Here is a 20,069-nt window from a genome sequence, read left to right as displayed (position 1 = left end):
CCGCAAGCTTGACACCAGCACCGAGGTGTCAGGACCGCACGATTTCGCATCCGTTTCAGGCGCCCTGGTCAGGAGCGCCATCCGCGTCCACCGCATCCCCGTCCCGCACTGGTGACCTTGCGCAACGCCCCTTGTGAATGGGACGGGATGGCGAGACATATAGCGCGATCATGATTTCTGGTAAACAGAATTATTTTTGCGCGAGGGGCTTGACATTAATTCCGATAAACCGAACTGATTTGCCCGTCGGGTCGGCCGTGTTGAATCGGCTCGACAAATCAGTGGTTGCGTGCACGCCGGTTCATCAAGACTTCGGCACCCGATGACGAGATATCGCCGGCGAGTTTTCTCCGTCCGTCGCCACGAGGCGGACATCGATCGCCAACACGGCGATCCCGCTAATGCGCTGCCGGCGACAAGTCGGCGGTGCCGACATGGTCCTTCAACTGATCGAATTGGCCAGGGCGATAGACCGTCCCGTCGGGCGCAGCGATCTCAACGTCCCAGCAACCGTCCGAAATCAGTTCCCCGGCCTTCTTCAATGCGGCCGGGACCGACTCCCGGTTGAGCGTGACGCTTCCCGCCGTATCCTGCGCAGTAATCAAGAATCTCATATGAGTGCTCCCGGCGCAACGTGCAGGGCATTCTGGCCCAGCGCGCGGCTGCGTCAAGAGCGTAACTGGGCAAGCGGGTTCCATCCGGCAAACGGCGCCGCGAAACCCGCCGCTCAGGCGGGTGCGAAACGGGTTGTGACTACTCCTCGGTCGGCCCCGGAAGGGCCTGACGAAGGCGTTGGGTTTCGCGCCATGTTTCCGACACGTCCTTGCCGAGACGAGCGAGCCTGTGTGCCACCTGCAAGATGATGAGTGTGATCATGGCTACCGGCCCGCTTTCATGAAGAGACGTTCGATTTGACGCTCGCCGCCGTCCGTCCGCTTCAGCCCGCGGACGGCAAGGTAATGCTCGACCTCGCGCTCGGCCCGTCGTTGACGAGATTCGATGTGGACGCGCAACATTCGTGCGAAAAAGGAAGGTTTTTTGGTCGGGGCAGAAAGCCAGGCCCCAGTTGCAAGTACGTTCGCCATAAGATGGCTCCTTTGCGGAGTTGTCCTTGAGCGAATCTCTTCCCTGATTACAGATAGGTACAGGTGACCGTTAACGCGAGGTTAAATAGCATTCATCGTGCATTTTTTTTGGACCTTCGCGCCCCGCTGCACGGATGAGCGTGACACGAAGATGCGCGACGACAAATCGATGTATCGCGCCAGCGGACATCGCGCGTCGACATTCGAGATCGCGGGTTCCGCCGATCACGGCGGAACGGAGGCCATCTTGTGGAAACGTCTATTGCGGCCGGCCTTTGACTGTCGATACACTCGACAACCTGTGCGAGAGGATTTTCGATGACCGATGTCCCTGCCAACGCATCTCCTCCATCCAGCAGCGTCGAACCAAGCCTTCACCGGGTCATGGGCCCCTGGCTGCTGCTGCTGTTCATCGTCGGCGATATCCTCGGCACCGGAATTTATGCGCTGACCGGCCAGGTCGCGAAGCAGGTGGGGGGCGTCGTCTGGCTGCCGTTCCTGGTCGCCTTCGTGGTCGCGCTCATCACCGCGTTCAGCTATCTCGAACTGGTCACCAAATACCCGAAGGCGGCGGGCGCCGCGCTCTACACCCACAAGGCCTTTGGCATCCATTTCATTACCTTCATCGTGGCGTTTGCGGTGATGTGCTCGGGGATTACCTCGGCGTCGACGGCATCGCGGGCGTTCGCCGCCAACATGTCGAGCGCGATGGATCTCGGCCTTTCGGGCTGGGGCATCACCGTCACGGGCCTGGTATTCATGGCGGTCGTCGCCGCCGTCAATTTCCGCGGCGTCGGCGAAAGCGTGAAGGCCAATGTGGTGCTGACCTGCGTCGAACTGACGGGATTGCTGATCGTCATCATCATCGGGCTCTGGGCGATCGGCCTCGGCCAGGGCGATGTTTCCCGCGTCCTCGAGTTTCGCTCGACGCCTGACGGCGGCATGTTCTGGCCGGTGATCGCGGCGACCACGCTGGCCTTCTTTGCGATGGTGGGCTTCGAGGACTCGGTCAACATGGCCGAGGAATGCAAGGACCCGACCCGTAATTTCCCCAGGGTGCTGCTCGCCGGCCTCGCGATTACCGGCGCCATCTATGTCCTCGTCTCGATTTCGGCGATCACGCTGGTGGCGCCGGAGAAGCTGGCCGAGGGCGAGACGCCGCTTCTGCAGGTGGTGCAGCAGGGCGCGCCGAACTTTCCGCTGTGGATCTTCGGCTTCATCACCATGTTCGCGGTGGCGAACAGCGCGCTGATCAACATGCTGATGGCCAGCCGGCTGGTGTATGGCATGAGCCGCGAACATGTGCTGCCGCCCGCGCTGGGAAGGGTGCATCGGACGCGGCGCACGCCCTATGTGGCGATCGGTTTCACCACGCTGCTGGCATTCGCGCTGATCACCTTCGTAGGCGAGGTGCCGGCTCTCGGAGGCACCACGGCGCTGCTGCTGCTCTGCGTGTTTACCGTGGTGAATGTCGCGGTGCTGGTGCTGCGGCGCGATCCCGTGGAGCACCAGCATTTTCGCACGCCGACCTTTCTGCCGATCCTGGGCGCCGTGTTCTGCGCCTTTCTGACCGGCCCGTGGACCGGCCGTGCCGTGGTTCAATACCACGTCGCCGGCGTGCTGCTTGCGATCGGCATCGGTCTCTGGTTCGTCACGGTCATGTTCAACCGCGCGACCGGGGTGAAGCCGGTGGATCCCGACAGGGAAGACTTCGGCCGCCGCGGGCCGAAAAACTAGGATGCATCTACTCCCCACCTTCCACGCGCTCTTGCGCGTGGCGGGGACGGGAGAAGAAGGCGCTTGTTCTCGTTATCGTCGCCGCTCCGGCTCAGTCGTTGGCGCCGTGGATGGAATCGATGACGGCAGCCGTGACTTCGGTGGTCCGGGCCTTGCCGCCGAGGTCCGGTGTGTGAAAGCGCGGGTCGGCGGTGACGCGCTCGATCGCCTGCATCAACCGTGTCGCGGCGACCGGTTCGCCGAGATGCTCCAGCATCATGACGGAAGACCAGAACGTGCCGATCGGATTGGCGATGCCCTTGCCGATGATGTCGAAGGCCGAGCCGTGAATCGGCTCGAACATCGAGGGATACGTTCGCTCCGGATTGAGGTTGGCGGTCGGCGCGATGCCGAGCGAGCCGGCGAGCGCCGCGGCGAGATCCGACAGCACATCGGCATGCAGATTGGTCGCGACCACGGTATCAATGGTCTCCGGCTTCATGACCATCCGCATGGTCATGGCATCCACCAGCATCTTGTCCCAGGTGACGTCCTTGAATTCGGCGGCGATCTCGACGGCGATTTCATCCCACATCACCATGGCATGGCGCTGCGCGTTGGACTTGGTCACGACGGTCAACAGTTTTCGCGGGCGGGACTGCGCCAGCCGGAATGCGAAACGCATGATGCGCTCGACGCCGGCCCGCGTCAGGATCGACACGTCGGTCGCGACCTCGAGCGGCAAGCCCTGGTGCACGCGGCCGCCGACCCCCGCATATTCGCCTTCCGAGTTTTCGCGGACGATGACCCAGTCGAGTTCCTTGCCGTGAACGTTGCGCAGCGGGCTGGTGATCCCGGGCAGGATGCGGGTCGGTCGGACATTGGCGTATTGATCGAACGGCTGGCAGATCGCGAGCCGCAGGCCCCACAACGTGATGTGGTCTGGCACGTCCGGCGCGCCGGCCGAGCCGAACAGGATGGCGTCGTGTCCCTTGATCCGGTCGCGGCCGTCCCCGGGCATCATGATGCCGTGCTTCTTGTAGTATTCGGAGCCCCAGTCGAAATGATCGACCTTGAACGCGAAGCTGCCGTCGCGCCGGGCGAGGGCGTGCAGGACCTCGACGCCGGCGGCAATGACTTCTGTGCCGATCCCGTCGCCCGGGATCGCTGCGATGGCGTAGGTCTTCATGACAATTCTCCGGACCGCGCGCCGTCGCGCTTCGTTGGTTGATCGCCTGTGGGGCGGAAAGCTTAATTCCTTCAGCGTATCACTGCGCCTTCATCCCGGACTCCCTGACCACCGCCGTCAGCTTGCCGTGGTCGGCTTTCATCAGCGCCGCCAGTTCCTGCAGCGACATCGGCTTGCCCGGAATATCGGCCACCGCAAGCTGGCGCTGCACCTCCGGATTGGACAGCGCCTTGTTGATGGCCTGATTGATCTTTTCGGCAATCGCATCCGGCGTCGCCGAGGGCACGTAGATGCCGTACCACGAAACGTAGGATGCGCCGGGATAGCCGGCCTCGGCGATGGTCGGCACGTCGGGCAACGACGCGATGCGCTTTTCCGTGAACACCGCGAGCGGCTTGATGGTGCCCTGCTTGATGTGCGGCAAGGCCAGCGCCAGCGAGACGATTTCGAAATGCATCAGGTTGGTGATCAGGTCGATCAGCGCCGGCGGCTGGCCCCTGTAGCCGACATTGGTGAGCTTGACGCCCGCGGTCTGGAACAGTTTCTGCGCGGTCAGATCGATCGATGAGCCTGTGCCGGGATTGCCGAAATTGTAATGGCCGGGCTTGCTGCGCGCCAGTTCGAGAAACTCCTTGAGCGTATTGGCCGGCATCGAGGCGTTGACGACCGCCACGCTCTGATTCCAGATCGCCAGCCCGACGCATTTGAAACCCTGCATCGGGTCCCATCCGGCCTCCTTGTAAAGCGTGGGGTTGACCAGCACCGCCGGTCCGGTGACCAGCCAGGTGTAGCCGTCGGGATCGCTGCGCGCGACCGATGCGGTGCCGATGTTGCTGTTGCCGCCGGGCCTGGCCTCCACGACGATCGTCTGTTTGAGGTCGCGGCCGACCTGGTCGGTCACGGTGCGGGCGACGATATCGACGATGCCGCCGGCGGGGTAGGGCACCACGATATGGATGGCGCGGTTCGGCCAGCTGTCCTGCGCGGATGCGCCGGCAACGCTGACAAGCAACGATGCGATGATGCCCGTGGCGAAGCCAAAGGCCCGGATGCCCCTCATTTTCCCCTCCCATGTATGAACATCGTTCGAGCGATGTCGTTTGTCTTGGTCTGCTATTGTGGCGATGAAACCCTATTCGTTGGCGACAAGTGACTTGATGCTGCGGGCGAGGCCGAGGATGCGCGGCCCGCATTCGCGCTCGATCTGCTCGGCGCTGAAGCGAAACGAGGGAATGCCGCAATTCACCGACAGGCAGTCGCCGCTCGCCGTGCGGTACAGCGGCGCAGCCACGCCGAAGATCTCGCGCCGCCATTCGCCGAGCGAAATGGCGAACCCGCGCTCCTTGCAAAGCTCCATGTCGGGCAGCGTCCGCGTCTGCACGTATTTCAGTTCTTCCGGACGCTCCGCTTTCACGGTTTTCACGTAGCTGCCGAGTTCGTCCGCGGTGAACAGCGACAGCAGCGCGCGGCCGACCGCGGTGGTCGCCATCGTGCCCGTAAAGCCGACGTCGGGCATGTGCGGCACCGCGTCGGTGGTGCGCAGCGTCTCGACATAGATGAAGTCGAGGCCGAACGGCATCGCGATGGATACCGTGCCGCCGGTGTAGGCCGCGAAGTCGCGCATCAGCGGCCGCGCCAGTTGCCGGACCTTAAGCGGCGAAAGCACGGGATAGGCCGCGGCCAGGATGCCGAGCCCGAGTTCGAAGCGGCCCCTGGCGTCGCGCTTGAGATAGCCGAGTTGCGCCAGCGTGTAGGTCAGTCGCGACACCGTCGGCCGCGACAGGCCGGTGCTGGCGGCGAGGTCCGCGTTCGAGAGCGAGCCGGCGCCGTTGCGGAACGCGGCCAGCACGTCGAGCCCATGCGCCAGCGTGGTCGCGAAGGACGGATCGCTGTGATCGGCCACGGCTTTCGGCCGGGACGGGGCGGATCGGCTCAGGGGGGAAGTTGCGGCCATGCCAAAATAATGGTCAGAATATCGTCGTCTGTCAATATATCGAAACGAATTTGCAATTCGTACCGGTATACGTTTAGATGTCGCCTCTTTGGGAGGCATTATGGATTTCGATCTATCCGCTCGGTCGGAGCAGTGGCGGGCGCGGCTTGCAGCCTTCTTCGACAGCGAAGTGTTGCCGCGCCATCGCACCTGGCTCGCGCATGTCGCCGAAAGCCGCGAGACGCCGCCCTTCATGGCCGGGTTGCAGCAGAAGGCGCGGGAGGCGGGGCTGTGGAATCTCGGCCTGCCCGAACTCGCCGGTGACGAGCCGGGGACGCGGCTCTCCAACCTCGAATATGCGCCGCTTGCCGAGATCATGGGGCGGCTGTTCTGGGCCTCCGAGGTCTTCAACTGCCAGGCGCCCGACGTGCCCAACATGATCGCGCTGCAGAACTGCGCCACGCCGGACCAGAAGGCGCGCTGGCTGCGCCCGCTGCTCGACGCCCAAACCCGTTCGGCCTTCGGCATGACCGAGCCCGACGTCGCCTCGTCGGACGCGACCAATATCGCGACCCGCATGGTCCGCGACGGCGACGACTACATCATCAACGGGCGCAAATGGTTCATCACCGGCGCCGCGCATCCGCGCTGCAGTTTTCTGATCGTGATGGGCGTCACCGATGCGCAAGCCGACCGCACCCGCCGCCATTCCTGCATCATCGTGCCGATGCAGGCGCCCGGTGTCCGGCTGGTGCGTTCGCTGCGCTGGATGGGCTGCGAGGATCATACCGCGCCGATCGGCGAACTCACTTTTGAGAACGTGCGCGTACCCGCCGCAAACCTGCTCGGCGCGGAAGGCGAGGGTTTCAAGGTCGCGCAGATCCGGCTTGGCCCGGCGCGCATTCACCATTGCATGCGCTCGATCGGGCTGTGCGAACTGCTGATCGAGTTGATGATGGCACGCTCGGCGGAGCGTTCGGCCTTCGGACGCCCCATCATTCAATACGATACCGTGCAGCGCTGGATCGCCGAATCCCGCGTCGAGCTCGAGCAGGCGCGGCTGCTGGCCTATCGCTGCGCATGGCGGCTCGACCAGACCGGCCACCATGGCGCGTGGCGGGATGTCTCGCTGATAAAAGTCGCCGTTCCCGCCATGCTGCAGCGGATCGCCGACCGCGCCATGCAGGTGTTCGGCGCGATGGGCGGATCCGACGATACCCCGATCCACCAGGCGCTTGCCTGGGGACGCCTGCTGCGCATCGGCGACGGGCCGGACGAGGTGCACCTGCGGCAGATTTTCAGGATGGAAGCGATGCCGTCATGGGGAATCGCGGATTCGCCTTATCTGGCGGCGCGCACGCCTTGATTTAAGTTCGTCATGCCCGGCCATGACGGGATCAGAAAACAGTTCTGCGCGAGGGAGCAAAAACAGCATGACCCAAACAGGCACCGGCGAAGCGCCCAAGGAAACTTCGAAGGAAACTTCGAAGGAAACCCCGAAGGACGCCTCGGCGCCCGTGCTCGCGCAGCATGCGGCGACGCTGAAGTCGCTACCGTTCTCCGATATGCGCGATTTCGACGAAGCGGCGCGCGGCTTTCTCGGCACGGTGGACCATGCGCGGATCACGTCTGCGCAGGGCAGGGTGGTCTGGAGCCTCGAGCCCTACGGCTTCCTGTCCGAAGCCGACGCGCCGCCGACGGTGGATCCGAGCCTGTGGCGGCAGTCGCGGCTCAACATGAACCACGGCCTGTTCGAAGTCGTGCCCGGCGTCTATCAGGTGCGCGGCCTCGACATCGCCAACATGACGCTGATCGAAGGCGACAGCGGCGTGATCGTGGTGGATACGCTGACCTCGATCGAAGGCGCCCGCGCCGCGATGGCGCTGTATTTCCAGCACCGCGGACAGCGCCCGGTGGCAGCCGTCATCTTCACCCACACGCATACCGACCATTGGGGCGGCGCGCGCGGCGTGCTCGACGAGGAGACGCTGGCCGGCGGCAAGGTTCCTGTCATCGCGCCCAATCTGTTCATGGAGCATGCGGTCTCGGAAAACATCATCGCCGGCCCCGCCATGCTGCGGCGCGCGCAGTATCAGTTCGGGCCGCTGCTGGCCAAAGGCCCGCGCGGGCAGGTCGATTGCGGTCTCGGCAAATCGATGGCGGTGGGCGCGGTCTCCCTGGTGCGGCCGACCGATCTGATCATGGCCACCGGCGACACCAGGACCATCGACGGCGTCGCGTTCGAATTCCAGATGGCGCCGAATTCCGAGGCGCCGGCAGAGATGCATTTCTTCATTCCGCGCTACAGGCTGCTGAACCTGGCGGAGAATTGTACGCATAATTTCCACAATCTGCTGCCGTTCCGCGGCGCCGACGTGCGCGATGCGCTGGCCTGGTCGAAATATCTCGGCGAAGCCTTGCAGATGTGGGGCGGCAAGGCCGATGCGATGTGCGGACAGCACCACTGGCCGGTGTGGGGAACGGATCGCATCGACACCATGATCCGCCAGCAGCGCGACCTCTACAAGTTTGCCCACGACCAGACCATCCGCCTGATGAACCATGGCCTCACCGCCGCCGAAATCGCCGAAACGATCAAGCTGCCGGCCAGCCTCGACGGCGCCTGGCACGCGCGCGGCTACTACGGCCACATCCGGCACAATGTGAAGGCGATCTACCAGAAATATCTCGGTTGGTACGACGCCAATCCGGTCAATCTGGATCCGCTGCCGCCGGTCGCGGCCGGCAAAAAGTACGTCGAGTATATGGGCGGCGCCGAAGCGATCCTGGCGCGCGCGAGCCAGGACTTCGCCAGGGGCGAATTTCGATTCATCGCCCAGGCGCTCAGCCATCTGGTGTTCGCCGATCCCGACCATCAGGCCGCCCGCGCGCTGCTGGCCGATACGCTGGAGCAACTCGGCTATGCAGCCGAAAGCGCGACCTGGCGCAACGCCTATCTGTTCGGCGCGCAGGAACTGCGGCAGGGCATGCCGAAGGTGCCGGCCCGTTCGGCGATGCCGCGCGAAACGCTGGCGGCGCTGCGTACCGAGCAATTGTGGGACGTTCTCGGCATCAGGCTCAATGGCCCGAAGGCCGAGGGCAAGCACATCGTGATCAACTGGAATTTTACCGATACCGGCGAAACGTTCGTTCTTACGCTGGAGAATTGCGCGCTGACCTACGTCGCGGGTGCGCAGGCGGCTACCGCCGACGCCGGCTTCACGCTGCCGCGCGGCACGCTCGACGAAGTGATCGCGAAGCTGACGACGTTCCAGGAGGCCGTCGGCAGCGGCGCGATCAAGTTCAGCGGCAATCCGATGCGGCTCGGCGAACTGATGGCGCTGATGGACGAGTTTCCGCGCATGTTCGAGATCGTGGAGCCGAAGCGGACGCCGGTGAGTTAGGCGACGATTGCATGCCGTCATGGCCGCGAAGCGAAAGGGTCGCTGTCAGGGCGTTGCGGTCTTGCGGTAAAGGGCGTTGTAAAGCGAGGCCGATTGCCTCCAACTGAACGAGCGCGACATGGCGCTGCGGCGCATGGTGTCGAGCCGGTCCTTGGCGTTGAAGGCCGAGAAGGCGCGCCGGACGCCGCCGAGAAAGGATTCGGTCGAAGGACGATCGAACAGGAACCCGGTCTCGCCATCCTTGATGGTTTCGGCGAGGCCGCCGGTCTGGTGGCCGATCGGCAGCGAGCCGAACCGCTGCGCATACATCTGGCTGAGGCCGCAAGGCTCGAACCGCGACGGCATCAGGGTAAAATCGCTGCCGGCGAAAATCCGCCTTGCCTGGCCGTCGTTGAAACCGATGGCGACGCCGATCGCGTCGGGCCGGCGGCGATGCGCATCGACCAGCGCCTGCTCGATGGCGGGCTCGCCGCTGCCGGTCACGATGATCTGGCCGCCGGAGGCGATGATCTCGTCCGCGGCCGCCAGCACGAGGTCGACGCCCTTCTGGTGCACCAGCCGCGCGACCAGCCCGAAAATCGGGCCGCGCGACAAAGCGAGGCCGAATTGCTGGCGGACGTAATCGGAGTTCGCCTGCTTGCCGGTCCAGTCCCCGGCGCCGAACGGCTGCGCCAGCTGGGCGCAGACGCGGGGGTCCCAGCTCTCGTCGATGCCGTTGAGGATTCCCGTGAGCTGGGCGGCGTCGGAGCGCAGCCGAAGCAGGCCCTCCAGCCCGCAGCCGAATTCGGGCGTCGTGATCTCGCGTGCGTAATTTTCGCTGACGGTGGTCAGATGCGACGCATAGACGATGCCGCCCTTGAGGAAGGAAAGCTTGTCGTAGAATTCGAGGCCGTCGATGTGAAACGAGGATTCGGGCGCACCGATCCGGCGCAGCGAGTTCTTCGGGAACAGGCCCTGATAGGCGAGGTTATGGATGGTCAGGATGCTGGGGATCCTGACGGCGTTCCATGCGAGATAGGCCGGCACGAGGGCAGCCTGCCAGTCATTGACGTGAACCAGATCCGCTGCCCAATTTTGGTCCAGTGTGCCTGCCGCAAGCTGGGCCGCGGCCGAGGCGAATCGGGCGAATCGCACGTCGTTGTCGGGCCAGTCCCGACCCGAGGGATCGCCATAGGGATTGCCGGGCCGGTCATAGAGTTCCGGGCAGAGCAGGACGTAGATCGGCAGCCCGTCTTTGGTCGCTGTCAGCCCGAGCGAGCAGGCCGGCATCTCCGCCAGCGCCGGACAGTGGCCGACGATCTGAATGTGCAGGAATTGTTCGACCACGTCGCGGTAGCCGGGAAGGATGATCCTGACGTCGCTGAGCGAGCGTAGCGCCCGTGGCAGGGCCGCCGAAACGGCCGCGAGTCCGCCCACCCGGACGAAGTCATCCATTTCCGTGGTAACGAACAAGACCTTCAAGAAATGCCCCCGTACCAGCGCCAATTCAAATCATGCAAGAATGGTTCCAGTTTTTGCAAGAGGATCAGGCGAACGGGGATCGGGGGGAGGCACTTCCCAGGTCGTGCCGCGCAATTTAGGGTCCGCCGCGCCGGAGCAGGCGTCCGGAAATAAGCAACGACGGTAGCCGACAAGGATGAGGGTAATTTGACAAAGAGTTTCGAAGGCCTGCGCGTGCTCGATTTCTCGACCACCATTGCCGGTCCGCATTGCACCCGGATGCTGGCCGACATGGGGGCGGAGGTCATCAAGATCGAGACATCCGAAGGCGAGACGATGCGGACGCGTCCGCCGGTGCGCAACCAATGCAGCACCGCATTCGGCCAGCTCAATATCGGCAAGAACAGCCTGGTGCTCGACCTGAAATCATCAGGCGGGATCGAGGTCATCCGCCGGCTGATCGCCAGCACCGACGTGCTGGTGGAGAATTTTCGCCCCGGGGTGATGCGCCGGCTGAAGCTGGACTACGATGCGCTGAAGGGGATCAATCCGAAGCTGATCTATTGTTCGATCTCCGGATACGGACAGACCGGGCCGTCGGCCGAACTGCCGGCCTATGCGCCGGTGATCCACGCCGCTTCCGGTTACGAGATGGCGCATCTGGCCTACCAGCCCGGGCGAAGCCGGCCGGACTATTGCGGCATCTATCACGCCGACGTGCTGACCGGCGTCTATGCCTTCGGCGCCATTTCGGCGGCGCTGTACCAGCGCCACGGCACCCAGCTCGGCCAGCACATCGACGTCTCGATGCTGGAATCGATGCTCAGTCTCACGCTCAACGAATTGCAGTGGTCGCAATTCGCGGTGAAGCCGACCCAGCGCCCGATGTTCGGGCCGATCGCGACCGCGGATGGATATGTGATGGTCGCGATCGCCAGCGAGAAGACCTTCCAGAGCCTGATGAAGGTGATCGGGCATCCGGAATGGGTCAGCGATCCGCGTTTTGCCGCCTATGCCGATCGCCGCGACAATTGGGCGAGCCTGATGGAGGGCGTCGAAGCCTGGTCGGGCGCGGTGACGACCGAACAATGCCTCGTTGCGCTGAACGGCGAGGGGGTCCCGAGTTCGGCCTATCGCACGGTGGCGCAGGCGCTGGCCGATCCGCAGATCGCGCATCGCGGCGCGCTCGCCGAGGTCGAGGATGGCGGCGGCACGTTCAAGGTTCTGAACCTGCCGTTCCGGATGTCCGGGGCGGGGGTCTCCGCGGCCAGGCGGATGGCGACGCTGGGGGAGCACACGGCGGCGTATCTGCGAGAGACCGGGCTTTCGGAAGACGAAATCGCAACCTTCACGGGCAAGCGGAAGGCGACAACGCAGGGTTGACGACGCGCGCCGGCCCGCAAGCTGCGGCTTTTCATCCGCTGCCCAGCCTGCGGCCTTGCCGACGACCGCGATTCCAGCCAATCTGCCGCACAGTCATCGACGATCCGGAATACCGGACGCAGGGTCTTGGAGGGAGCATCAGATGAAAGCGGCAATCCGCTCGCGCGCGCCTGCGCCATTTTTCAATGTCGCCTTGTTCGGACTTGCGCTGATCGCAAGCCCCTTGATCGCAGATCCCGCCAGCGCCCAGAAAAAGGGCGGCAGCATCACCATGGGCCTCGAGCTCGATATTCCCGGCTTCGATCCGCTCAAGGTCGGCGTGTTCGATACGGCCGCGGGAACGGCGGCCGCGGCGATATTCGACACGCTCACCTTTCTCGACGACAAGGGCGTCACGCAGCCGAAGCTCGCGCTGTCGTGGAGTTCCTCGGAGGATTTCAAGAACTGGACCTTCAAGCTGCGGCCCGGCGTCAAGTTTCACGATGGCACGCCGTTCAACGCCGAAGCCGTGAAGGCAAACTTCGACCGCCAGAAGGATCCGGCCAACAAATGCCGCTGCGCGTTCTACATTGCCGGCATCACCGGCGTGCAGGCGCCGGACGAACTGACCGTGGTGTACAATCTGAAGGATCCGTCGGTGAACTTCCCGGCGCTCGTCACCATTCCGAGCTCGAACTGGGTGATGCAGTCGCCGACGGCGTGGAAGGCCAAGGGCGACGAGTACAGCCGCAATCCCGTCGGTACCGGCCCCTACATCATCAAGTCCTGGGCCGCGGGCGATCGGATGGTGCTCGAGCGCAATCCGGACTACTGGAACAAGGAGCGGCAATATCTCGACCGGATCGTGCTGAAGCCGTTGCCCGATGCGCAGTCGCGCTTCGCCAGCCTGCAATCCGGCGAGGCGGATATCATCTGGGACGATGAATACGACGCCGACAATATCCAGAAGGCCGAGAAGGACCCCAAGCTCAAGGTTCACACCTATGTGGGCTCCGGCGCCCAGGTCTATGCCTTCAACACCAAGGTCGCGCCGTTCGACGATGTGCGGGTGCGCCAGGCGCTGGTGATGGCGCTCGATCGCAAGAAGATGTCGCAGGCGATCACCAACGGCCTGGCCCGGCCCGCCAGCAATCCCTTCGGCGACGGCTCGTGGGTCAAGTGCAAGGACGACGGCGCGCTGCCTTTCGATGTCGAAAAGGCCAAGGCGCTGATCAAGGACTATGGCAAACCGGTCGAGTTCAAGACGATCGTTACCGCGACGCCGCGCGGACGTACGGTCGGCCAGGTGCTGCAGCAGTTCTGGAAGCAGGTCGGCGCCAACATGGAAATCGAGCAGGTCGATCAGGCGACCATCGTTCCGCGCGCCTTCATGCGCCAGTTCCAGCTGACGCCGTGGCGGATCGTCGATCTCGCCGATCCCGATGCCCAGATGTACGCCAATTTCCGCACCGGCAGCCCGGTGGCGCTGGCGAACTATTCCAACCCGGATCTCGACGCGTTGCTGGAGCGTGCGCGGGTTACCGCCGACCCGGCCAAGCGGACCGAGGATTACTGCGCGGTCAGCCGCCTCGTGAACAAGGAGGCAATCTGGTTCTGGACGTTCCAGAACACCTATTACGCGCTCTCGAGCGCGAAGCTCAAGGGCTTGCCGAAAATGTACAGCGGGGTGATCGACGTCTCCGGGGTCTGGCTGGAATAACCGTCGATGCTGGGTTTTGTCGCGCGCAGGCTCCTCTATCTGGTGCCGGTTCTGCTCGCGGTATCGCTGCTGACGTTCCTCATTGCGTCGCTGCTGCCGGGCGATCTCGCCTACACCATCCTCGGCGACCAGGCGACGCCGGAGAAGGTGGCGGCGCTGCGCCGTGACATGGGGCTCGATCAGCCGATCTGGTGGCGCTATTTGTCCTGGCTCGGCAATGTGGTGCAGGGCGACTTCGGACGATCGTTCCGCACCGGGCAGACCGTGCTGCAGGCGGTAGCGGAGCGGCTGCCGGTGTCGCTGGAACTGATGCTGCTGGCCCAGATCGGTGCCTTGACGATAGGCATTCCGCTGGCGATCGCCTGCGCGGTGCGCAGCGGCAGCGCCTTCGACCGTTTCATGACCGGCACCGCCTTCAGCATGCTTTCGGTGCCGGCATTCCTGTCGGCCATCCTGCTGATCTACCTGTTCGCGGTCGAACTCCGCTGGCTGCCGGCGACCGGCTATATCCCGTTCCATGAGGACCCGGTCGGCAATCTGCGCTGCTTCCTGCTGCCGGCGCTGACGCTGGCGCTCGGCGAATGGCCGGTGCTGATGCGCGTGCTGCGTTCCGACATGATCGCGACGCTGCAGGAGGATTACATCGCGATGGCGCGCGCCAAGGGCCTGAAGCCGTCGCGCATCCTGCTGGTGCATGCCCTGAAACCCTCCTCGCTGACGCTGGTGACCGTGACCGGCATCAATATCGGCCGCCTGATCGGCGGCACGGTCATCGTCGAGTCGATTTTCGCGCTGCCGGGGATCGGCCGGCTGCTGCTCAACGCCATCTTCACGCGCGACCTGATCATCCTGCAGGGCGTGGTGCTGATCGTCGCCCTTGGCTATGTGATGATCAATTTCATCGTCGACCTGCTCTACGCCGTTCTCGATCCCAGGATTCGTCATGGCCACGCTTGAACTCGGTATCGACCAGGACGTCGCCAGCCCGGCGCGGCGGACGCGCCGGCTCGGGCTGTTGTTCTGGCTGGCGATCGGCTGGATGATCTTCGTGTTTGCGCTCGCCGCGTTTGCCGACCTGTTGCCGTTGCCGAGCCCGTTCGACATGGACATGCTGGAGCGCCGCGCGCCGATGTCGGCCGCGCACTGGCTCGGTACCGACGGACTCGGGCGGGACGTGCTGTCGCGGCTGATTCACGGCGCGCGGATTTCGCTGATCGTCGGTCTGTGCGCCCCGGTCATCGGCCTCACCATCGGCGGCGCGCTGGGCATTCTCGCCGGCTACTTTCGCGGCCGCTTCGAGACGCTGGTGGTCGGCAGCATGGATACCTTGCTGGCCTTTCCGCCGCTGATCCTGGCGCTGGCCGTGACCGCCTATCTCGGGCAATCGCTGGTCAACCTGACCGCCATTCTCGGCGTGCTCGGCATCCCCGCCTTCATGCGGGTGGCGCGGGCCACGACGCTGACGCTGGCGCGGCGCGAATTCGTGATCGCGGCCCAGGCGCTGGGTGCCAGTCATATGCGGATCCTGCTGCGCGAGCTGCTGCCCAACGTGTTCCTGCCGCTGTTCGCGTTCTTCCTGCTCGGCGTCGCCGTCACCATCGTGGTCGAGGGCGCGCTGTCCTTTCTCGGGCTCGGCGTGCCGCCGCCGATATCGAGCTGGGGCATCATGATCGGGGAGGGACGCGAGAGCCTGGAGATCGCGCCCCGGCTCGCCTTCATTCCCGCGGCCACCATGTTCCTGACGGTGCTTTCCTTCAACCTGGTCGGTGACACGCTGCGGGCTCTGACCGACCCGCGTCAGGGTGCGCTGTGACGGGACCCGCATTGCTTTCCGTCGAAGGTGTGTCGGTCAACCTGCCGACGCCGCGCGGCAATCTTCGCGCGGTGGACCGGGTGGATCTGAGCGTCGGCGCCGGGCGGACGCTCGGCATCGTCGGCGAATCCGGATGCGGCAAGACCATGCTGTCGCGCGCGATCCTCCAGTTGCTGCCGAAAAAGGCCATGCTGTCGGGCCGCGTGATGTTCGACGGCCAGGATCTCGTGCGTCTCGACCGCGAACGCCTGCGCAAGCTGAGAGGCCGATCGCTCGCGGTGGTGTTCCAGGATCCGATGACCTCGCTTAACCCGGTGCTGACCATCGGCACCCAGCTGATCGAGACGCTGCAGGAGCATCTCGAACTCGACGGCCAGGCCGCGAAACTGCGCAGCATCGAACTGCTGACCGCGGTCGGCATTCCCGCGCCGGAGCAGCGGCTGATGCAGTATCCGCACCAGCTTTCCGGCGGCATGCGGCAGCGCGTCGCGATCGCCATCGCGCTTTCATGCGAACCGAAACTGCTGATCGCCGACGAGCCGACCACCGCGCTCGACGTGACGATCCAGGCGCAGATCCTCGATCTTCTGGCGCGCGAGCAGCGCCGCCGCCACATGGCGATGATCATCATCACCCACGATCTCGGCGTCGTCGCCGGCCGCACCGACGAGGTGGCGGTGATGTATGCCGGCCGCGTCGTCGAGCGCGCGCCGACGCACGATCTGTTCAAGAGAATGCGGATGCCCTACACCGAGGCGCTGCTGGCGGCGATCCCGAAGATCGACGCCAAACCGCATACGCCGCTGCCGGCGATTTCGGGGCGTCCGCCGGATCCGACCCGGCCGCTGAAGGGATGTTCGTTTTCGCCCCGCTGCCGGTATGCATGGGCGCAATGCCAGATCGAAAAACCGCGGCTGGAGGATGCGGACTCGCCAGGGCACCAGTACGCCTGCTTTCGTCCGCTCAACACCGTGGCCGGCGTTCCCGCATGATGCAGCCCGTTTCGCAACCGGTCTCCGACGATCCCCTGCTCAGGGTGGAAAACCTCGTCGTCGAATATCCCGTGGGCAACAAGACGGTGCATGCGGTGTCCGGCGTCAGCCTCGACATCGCGCGCGGCGAGACGCTGGGCCTGGTCGGTGAATCCGGCTGCGGAAAATCGACGCTCGGCCGCGCAGTCTTGCAGTTGCGAAGGCCGGTGTCCGGCAAGGTGCTGTTCGACGGCCAGGATCTCACGGAGATGCAGGGCGATACGCTGCGGCGAATACGCCGGCGCGTGCAACTGATCTTCCAGGATCCGATCGCCTCGCTGAACCCGCGGCGGCGGATCGGCGATATCATCGCCGAACCGCTGGTGATATCCGGCGTCAGGGATGCAAAGAAGCGCGAGCAGCTGGTCCACGACGTGCTCGGTGCGGTCGGACTCGATCCCCAGCTGGTGATCGGACGGCTGCCGCACGAGTTCTCCGGCGGCCAATGCCAGCGCATCTGCATCGCGCGGGCGCTGGTGCTGAATCCCGAATTCATCATCTGCGACGAGCCGGTATCGGCGCTCGACGTTTCGATCCGCGCCCAGATACTCAACCTGCTCGAGGAGATGAAGGCGCGCTACGGACTGACGCTGCTGTTCATCGCCCACGATCTGGCTGTCGTGAAGGCGGTCAGCGACCGCGTCGCCGTGATGTATCTCGGCCGGCTCTGCGAGGTCGGTCCGTCCGAGCAATTGTTCGCGCAGCCGGCGCATCCCTATACCGCGCTGCTGATCGAGGCGATCCCGGTGCCGGATCCGGATGTGCGGCCGGCCGAAAGCGTGGCGGTGGGCGAGCCGCCGTCGCCGATCGCGCCTCCCTCCGGCTGCCGGTTTCGCACCCGCTGCCCGCGCGCGGACCAGCGCTGCAGCGACGAAGTGCCGGAGCTTCGGGAGGTCGCGCCGGGCCAGTTCGTCGCCTGCCATCATCCATTGATCGGGGCTGCCTAAGCGTCTAACAACGGGAAGGATCAAAAACAAAAACCATCGGGAGAGAAGCGATGAAGAGTTTCCAGGTTGCCGATTTCAACGCCCCCTTGCGGGAAGTGGATGCGCCGACACCGCAGCCCTCCGGCACCCAGGTGTTGCTCAAGGTCAAGGCGGCGGGCGTCTGCCACAGCGACCTGCACATATGGGAAGGCGGCTACGATCTCGGCCATGGCCGGAAGCCGCTGTCGCTGAAGGACCGCGGCGTATCGCTGCCGCGGACCATGGGGCATGAGTCGGTCGGCGAGGTGCTGGCGCTCGGGCCGGACGCCAAGGCGGACAGTTCCGGGCTCAAGGTCGGCGACGTCGTGCTGGTCTATCCCTGGCTCGGCTGCGGCAAATGCGAGACCTGTCTCGGCGGCGACGAGAACATGTGCGCCATCAAGCCGAACGCGATCGGCGTCTATTGCGACGGCGGCTATGCCGATCACATGACGGTGCCGCACCCGAAATACCTGATCAACCTCGAGGGCCTCGATCCCGTCACCGCGGCGCCCTATGCCTGCTCCGGCGTCACCACGTACAGCGCGCTGAAGAAGGTCGAGAAGGATTTCAACACGCCGATCGTGATCTTCGGCGCCGGCGGTCTCGGCCTGATGGCGCTGTCGCTGCTGAAGGCGATGGGCGGCAAGGGCGCCATCGTCGTCGATATCGATGCGCGCAAGCGCGAAGCCGCGATGGCGGCGGGCGCACTCGCCACCGTCGACGGCAAGGCACCTGATGCGCTGGAGCAGTTGACAAAAGCCGCCGGCGGTCCGATCCGCGCCGTGATCGATCTGGTCGGCAATGCCGCCACCGCGCAGCTCGGCTTCGACTGTCTCGGGAAAGGAGGCAAGCTCGTGATCGTCGGCCTGTTCGGCGGCGGCGCGCCATGGGCGCTGCCGCTGATCCCGATCAAGGCTGTTACCATCCAGGGCAGCTATGTCGGCAACCTCCGCGAGACCAAGGAATTGCTCGATCTGGTGCGGAGCAAGAAGATAGCACCGATTCCGGTGACGACGATGCCGCTGGCCCGGGCCAACCAGGCCCTGCTCGATCTGCAGCAGGGCAAGCTGGTCGGCCGCGCGGTGCTGACGCCGTAGGTTGCCGCATTCCGGGATGGTCCGAAGGACCAGACCGCAGGTGCGCAATTGCGCACCGGGGAATCTCGAGATTCCGGGTTCGATGCTGAGTTTATCATCGAGCCGGCCGAAGGCCGGACCCGGTGGCATCGCCCCGGAATGCAATGTTTTCTTTCTCGCCGAGGAACGCCCATGTCTGCCAACAACGCCCTCCACATCGCCGTGCTCGGCGGCGACGGCATCGGCCCCGAGGTGATGGCGCCGGCGCTCGAAGTGCTGCGCAGGATCGAGGCGACGACGGACCTCAAATTCCGTTTCACCGAGGCGCCGGCCGGCGCCAACCATTATCGCGAGACCGGGAAGTCGATGCCGGAAAGCACGATCCGGCTGTGCGACGAGGCCGACGCCATCCTGCTCGGCGCCTGCGGCCTGCCGTCGGTGCGCTATCCCGACAACACCGAGATCGCCCCGCAGATCGAGCTGCGGGTTCATTTCGATCTCTATGCCGGGGTGCGGCCGGCGCGGCTCATTCCGGGCGTGCCGAGCCCGATCGTCGGCGCCGATGTGCGTGGCATCGATCTGATCCTGATCCGGGAGTCCACCGAAGGCCTGTTCGCCTCGATGGGCAAGGGCGTCGTCACCGACACCGAGGCCCGCGAGACGCTGGTGATCACGCGAAAAACCTCGGAAAGATTGTTCGAATTTTCCTTCCGGCTCGCCGAACGCCGCAAGGCGCGCGGCAAGCCCGGTCAGCTGGCCTGCGTCGACAAGGCCAACGTGTTCAAGGCGTTTGCCTTCTTTCGCGGGATTTTCGACGAGGCCGCCAAAAATCACCCCGCGGTCAAGGCCGATCACATGTATATCGACGCCTGCGCGGCGCTGCTGGTGAAGCGGCCGTGGGATTTCGATGTCATGGTGACGGAAAACATGTTCGGCGACATTCTCTCCGACCTGACCGCCGGGCTGATCGGCGGCATGGGCATGGCGCCCTCGGCCGACATCGGCGACCGTCACGCCGTTTTCCAGCCTTGCCACGGCACCGCGCCCGACATCATGGGGCAGGGCAAGGCCAATCCCACCGGCATGATCCTCTCCACCGCGATGATGCTGGACTGGCTCGCCGACAAGCACGGCATCGAGGGCGCCGCCGAAGCGGGCGAGCGCATCGAGCGCGCCGTCGACAAGGTCTATGCGGACGGCATCAAGCCGACGGAATTCGGCGGCAGCAACGGCACGGCGGATATCGCGAAGGCGGTGATCGCGGCGCTTTAGGGACGACGGCGAGCGTAGCGCGATATCTCTCAACGTCGTCCCTGCGAACGCAGGGACCCA

At 64.7% G+C, this 20,069-nt stretch carries 17 protein-coding genes; 11 read left to right on the top strand and 6 right to left on the bottom strand.

Annotated features, from left to right (window positions below; genetic code table 11):
- Positions 1-398 precede the first annotated feature (398 nt).
- Both Q8R73_RS08325 and Q8R73_RS08320 read right to left on the bottom strand, forming a co-directional pair.
- A complete protein-coding gene (locus Q8R73_RS08325; RefSeq protein WP_305719067.1) occupies positions 399-614 on the bottom strand; it encodes a hypothetical protein in 216 nt (71 codons plus the stop codon).
- A 264-nt stretch (positions 615-878) separates the two neighbouring features.
- Positions 879-1,085, bottom strand: a complete 207-nt coding sequence (locus Q8R73_RS08320; RefSeq protein WP_305719066.1) for a hypothetical protein — start codon at positions 1,083-1,085, stop codon at positions 879-881.
- A 318-nt stretch (positions 1,086-1,403) separates the two neighbouring features.
- Between Q8R73_RS08320 and Q8R73_RS08315 the strand changes: the two genes are divergently transcribed.
- Positions 1,404-2,822: an APC family permease gene (locus Q8R73_RS08315; RefSeq protein WP_305719065.1), complete on the top strand. Its 1,419-nt coding sequence runs from the start codon at positions 1,404-1,406 to the stop codon at positions 2,820-2,822.
- Positions 2,823-2,913: 91 nt separating this feature from the next.
- On the opposite strand, the gene Q8R73_RS08310 is transcribed toward Q8R73_RS08315, so the two are convergent.
- The 3 genes from Q8R73_RS08310 to Q8R73_RS08300 form a co-directional block, all read right to left on the bottom strand.
- Positions 2,914-3,990, bottom strand: a complete 1,077-nt coding sequence (locus Q8R73_RS08310; protein ID WP_305719064.1) for a tartrate dehydrogenase — start codon at positions 3,988-3,990, stop codon at positions 2,914-2,916.
- Positions 3,991-4,069: 79 nt separating this feature from the next.
- Positions 4,070-5,050 carry a tripartite tricarboxylate transporter substrate binding protein gene (locus Q8R73_RS08305; RefSeq protein ID WP_305719063.1) on the bottom strand — a complete coding sequence of 327 codons (981 nt, stop codon included), beginning with the start codon at positions 5,048-5,050 and terminating at the stop codon, positions 4,070-4,072.
- 72 nt (positions 5,051-5,122) lie between these two features.
- Complete coding sequence (locus Q8R73_RS08300) at positions 5,123-5,893, bottom strand: IclR family transcriptional regulator (RefSeq protein ID WP_305719062.1); 771 nt, start codon at positions 5,891-5,893, stop codon at positions 5,123-5,125.
- 151 nt (positions 5,894-6,044) lie between these two features.
- On the opposite strand from Q8R73_RS08300, the gene Q8R73_RS08295 reads away from it, so the two are divergent.
- Positions 6,045-7,289: an acyl-CoA dehydrogenase family protein gene (locus Q8R73_RS08295; RefSeq protein WP_305719061.1), complete on the top strand. Its 1,245-nt coding sequence runs from the start codon at positions 6,045-6,047 to the stop codon at positions 7,287-7,289.
- A 67-nt stretch (positions 7,290-7,356) separates the two neighbouring features.
- Complete coding sequence (locus Q8R73_RS08290) at positions 7,357-9,327, top strand: alkyl/aryl-sulfatase (RefSeq protein WP_305719060.1); 1,971 nt, start codon at positions 7,357-7,359, stop codon at positions 9,325-9,327.
- Positions 9,328-9,372: 45 nt separating this feature from the next.
- Here the strand turns inward: Q8R73_RS08290 and glgA are convergent, their stop codons facing one another.
- Complete coding sequence (glgA, locus tag Q8R73_RS08285) at positions 9,373-10,788, bottom strand: glycogen synthase GlgA (protein ID WP_305719059.1); 1,416 nt, start codon at positions 10,786-10,788, stop codon at positions 9,373-9,375.
- Between the two features lie 186 nt (positions 10,789-10,974).
- On the opposite strand from glgA, the gene Q8R73_RS08280 reads away from it, so the two are divergent.
- The 8 genes from Q8R73_RS08280 (at position 10,975) to Q8R73_RS08245 (ending at position 20,009) form a co-directional block, all read left to right on the top strand.
- Positions 10,975-12,150, top strand: coding sequence for a CaiB/BaiF CoA-transferase family protein (locus tag Q8R73_RS08280; protein WP_305719058.1), 1,176 nt, complete (start codon positions 10,975-10,977; stop codon positions 12,148-12,150).
- 142 nt (positions 12,151-12,292) lie between these two features.
- Entirely contained in the window at positions 12,293-13,849 is a 1,557-nt protein-coding gene (locus Q8R73_RS08275; protein WP_305719057.1) for an ABC transporter substrate-binding protein, read from the top strand.
- A gap of 6 nt (positions 13,850-13,855) precedes the next feature.
- Complete coding sequence (locus tag Q8R73_RS08270) at positions 13,856-14,806, top strand: ABC transporter permease (protein WP_305719056.1); 951 nt, start codon at positions 13,856-13,858, stop codon at positions 14,804-14,806.
- Entirely contained in the window at positions 14,793-15,662 is an 870-nt protein-coding gene (locus Q8R73_RS08265) for an ABC transporter permease (RefSeq protein ID WP_305719055.1), read from the top strand. Before Q8R73_RS08270 ends, Q8R73_RS08265 begins: the two co-directional genes overlap by 14 nt.
- An 11-nt stretch (positions 15,663-15,673) precedes the next feature.
- Positions 15,674-16,654: an ABC transporter ATP-binding protein gene (locus Q8R73_RS08260; protein WP_371126059.1), complete on the top strand. Its 981-nt coding sequence runs from the start codon at positions 15,674-15,676 to the stop codon at positions 16,652-16,654.
- Positions 16,651-17,640, top strand: a complete 990-nt coding sequence (locus tag Q8R73_RS08255; RefSeq protein ID WP_371126058.1) for an ABC transporter ATP-binding protein — start codon at positions 16,651-16,653, stop codon at positions 17,638-17,640. The genes Q8R73_RS08260 and Q8R73_RS08255 overlap by 4 nt, the downstream gene beginning before the upstream one ends.
- Positions 17,641-17,690: 50 nt before the next feature.
- Complete coding sequence (locus Q8R73_RS08250; protein ID WP_305719053.1) at positions 17,691-18,758, top strand: alcohol dehydrogenase; 1,068 nt, start codon at positions 17,691-17,693, stop codon at positions 18,756-18,758.
- 171 nt (positions 18,759-18,929) lie between these two features.
- Complete coding sequence (locus Q8R73_RS08245) at positions 18,930-20,009, top strand: isocitrate/isopropylmalate dehydrogenase family protein (protein WP_305719052.1); 1,080 nt, start codon at positions 18,930-18,932, stop codon at positions 20,007-20,009.
- The last annotated feature ends 60 nt before the right edge of the window (positions 20,010-20,069 follow it).

The organism is Bradyrhizobium sp. (genome assembly GCF_030697065.1).
Lineage (GTDB): Bacteria > Pseudomonadota > Alphaproteobacteria > Rhizobiales > Xanthobacteraceae > Bradyrhizobium.
This window is presented reverse-complemented; position numbering and strand designations above follow the sequence as displayed.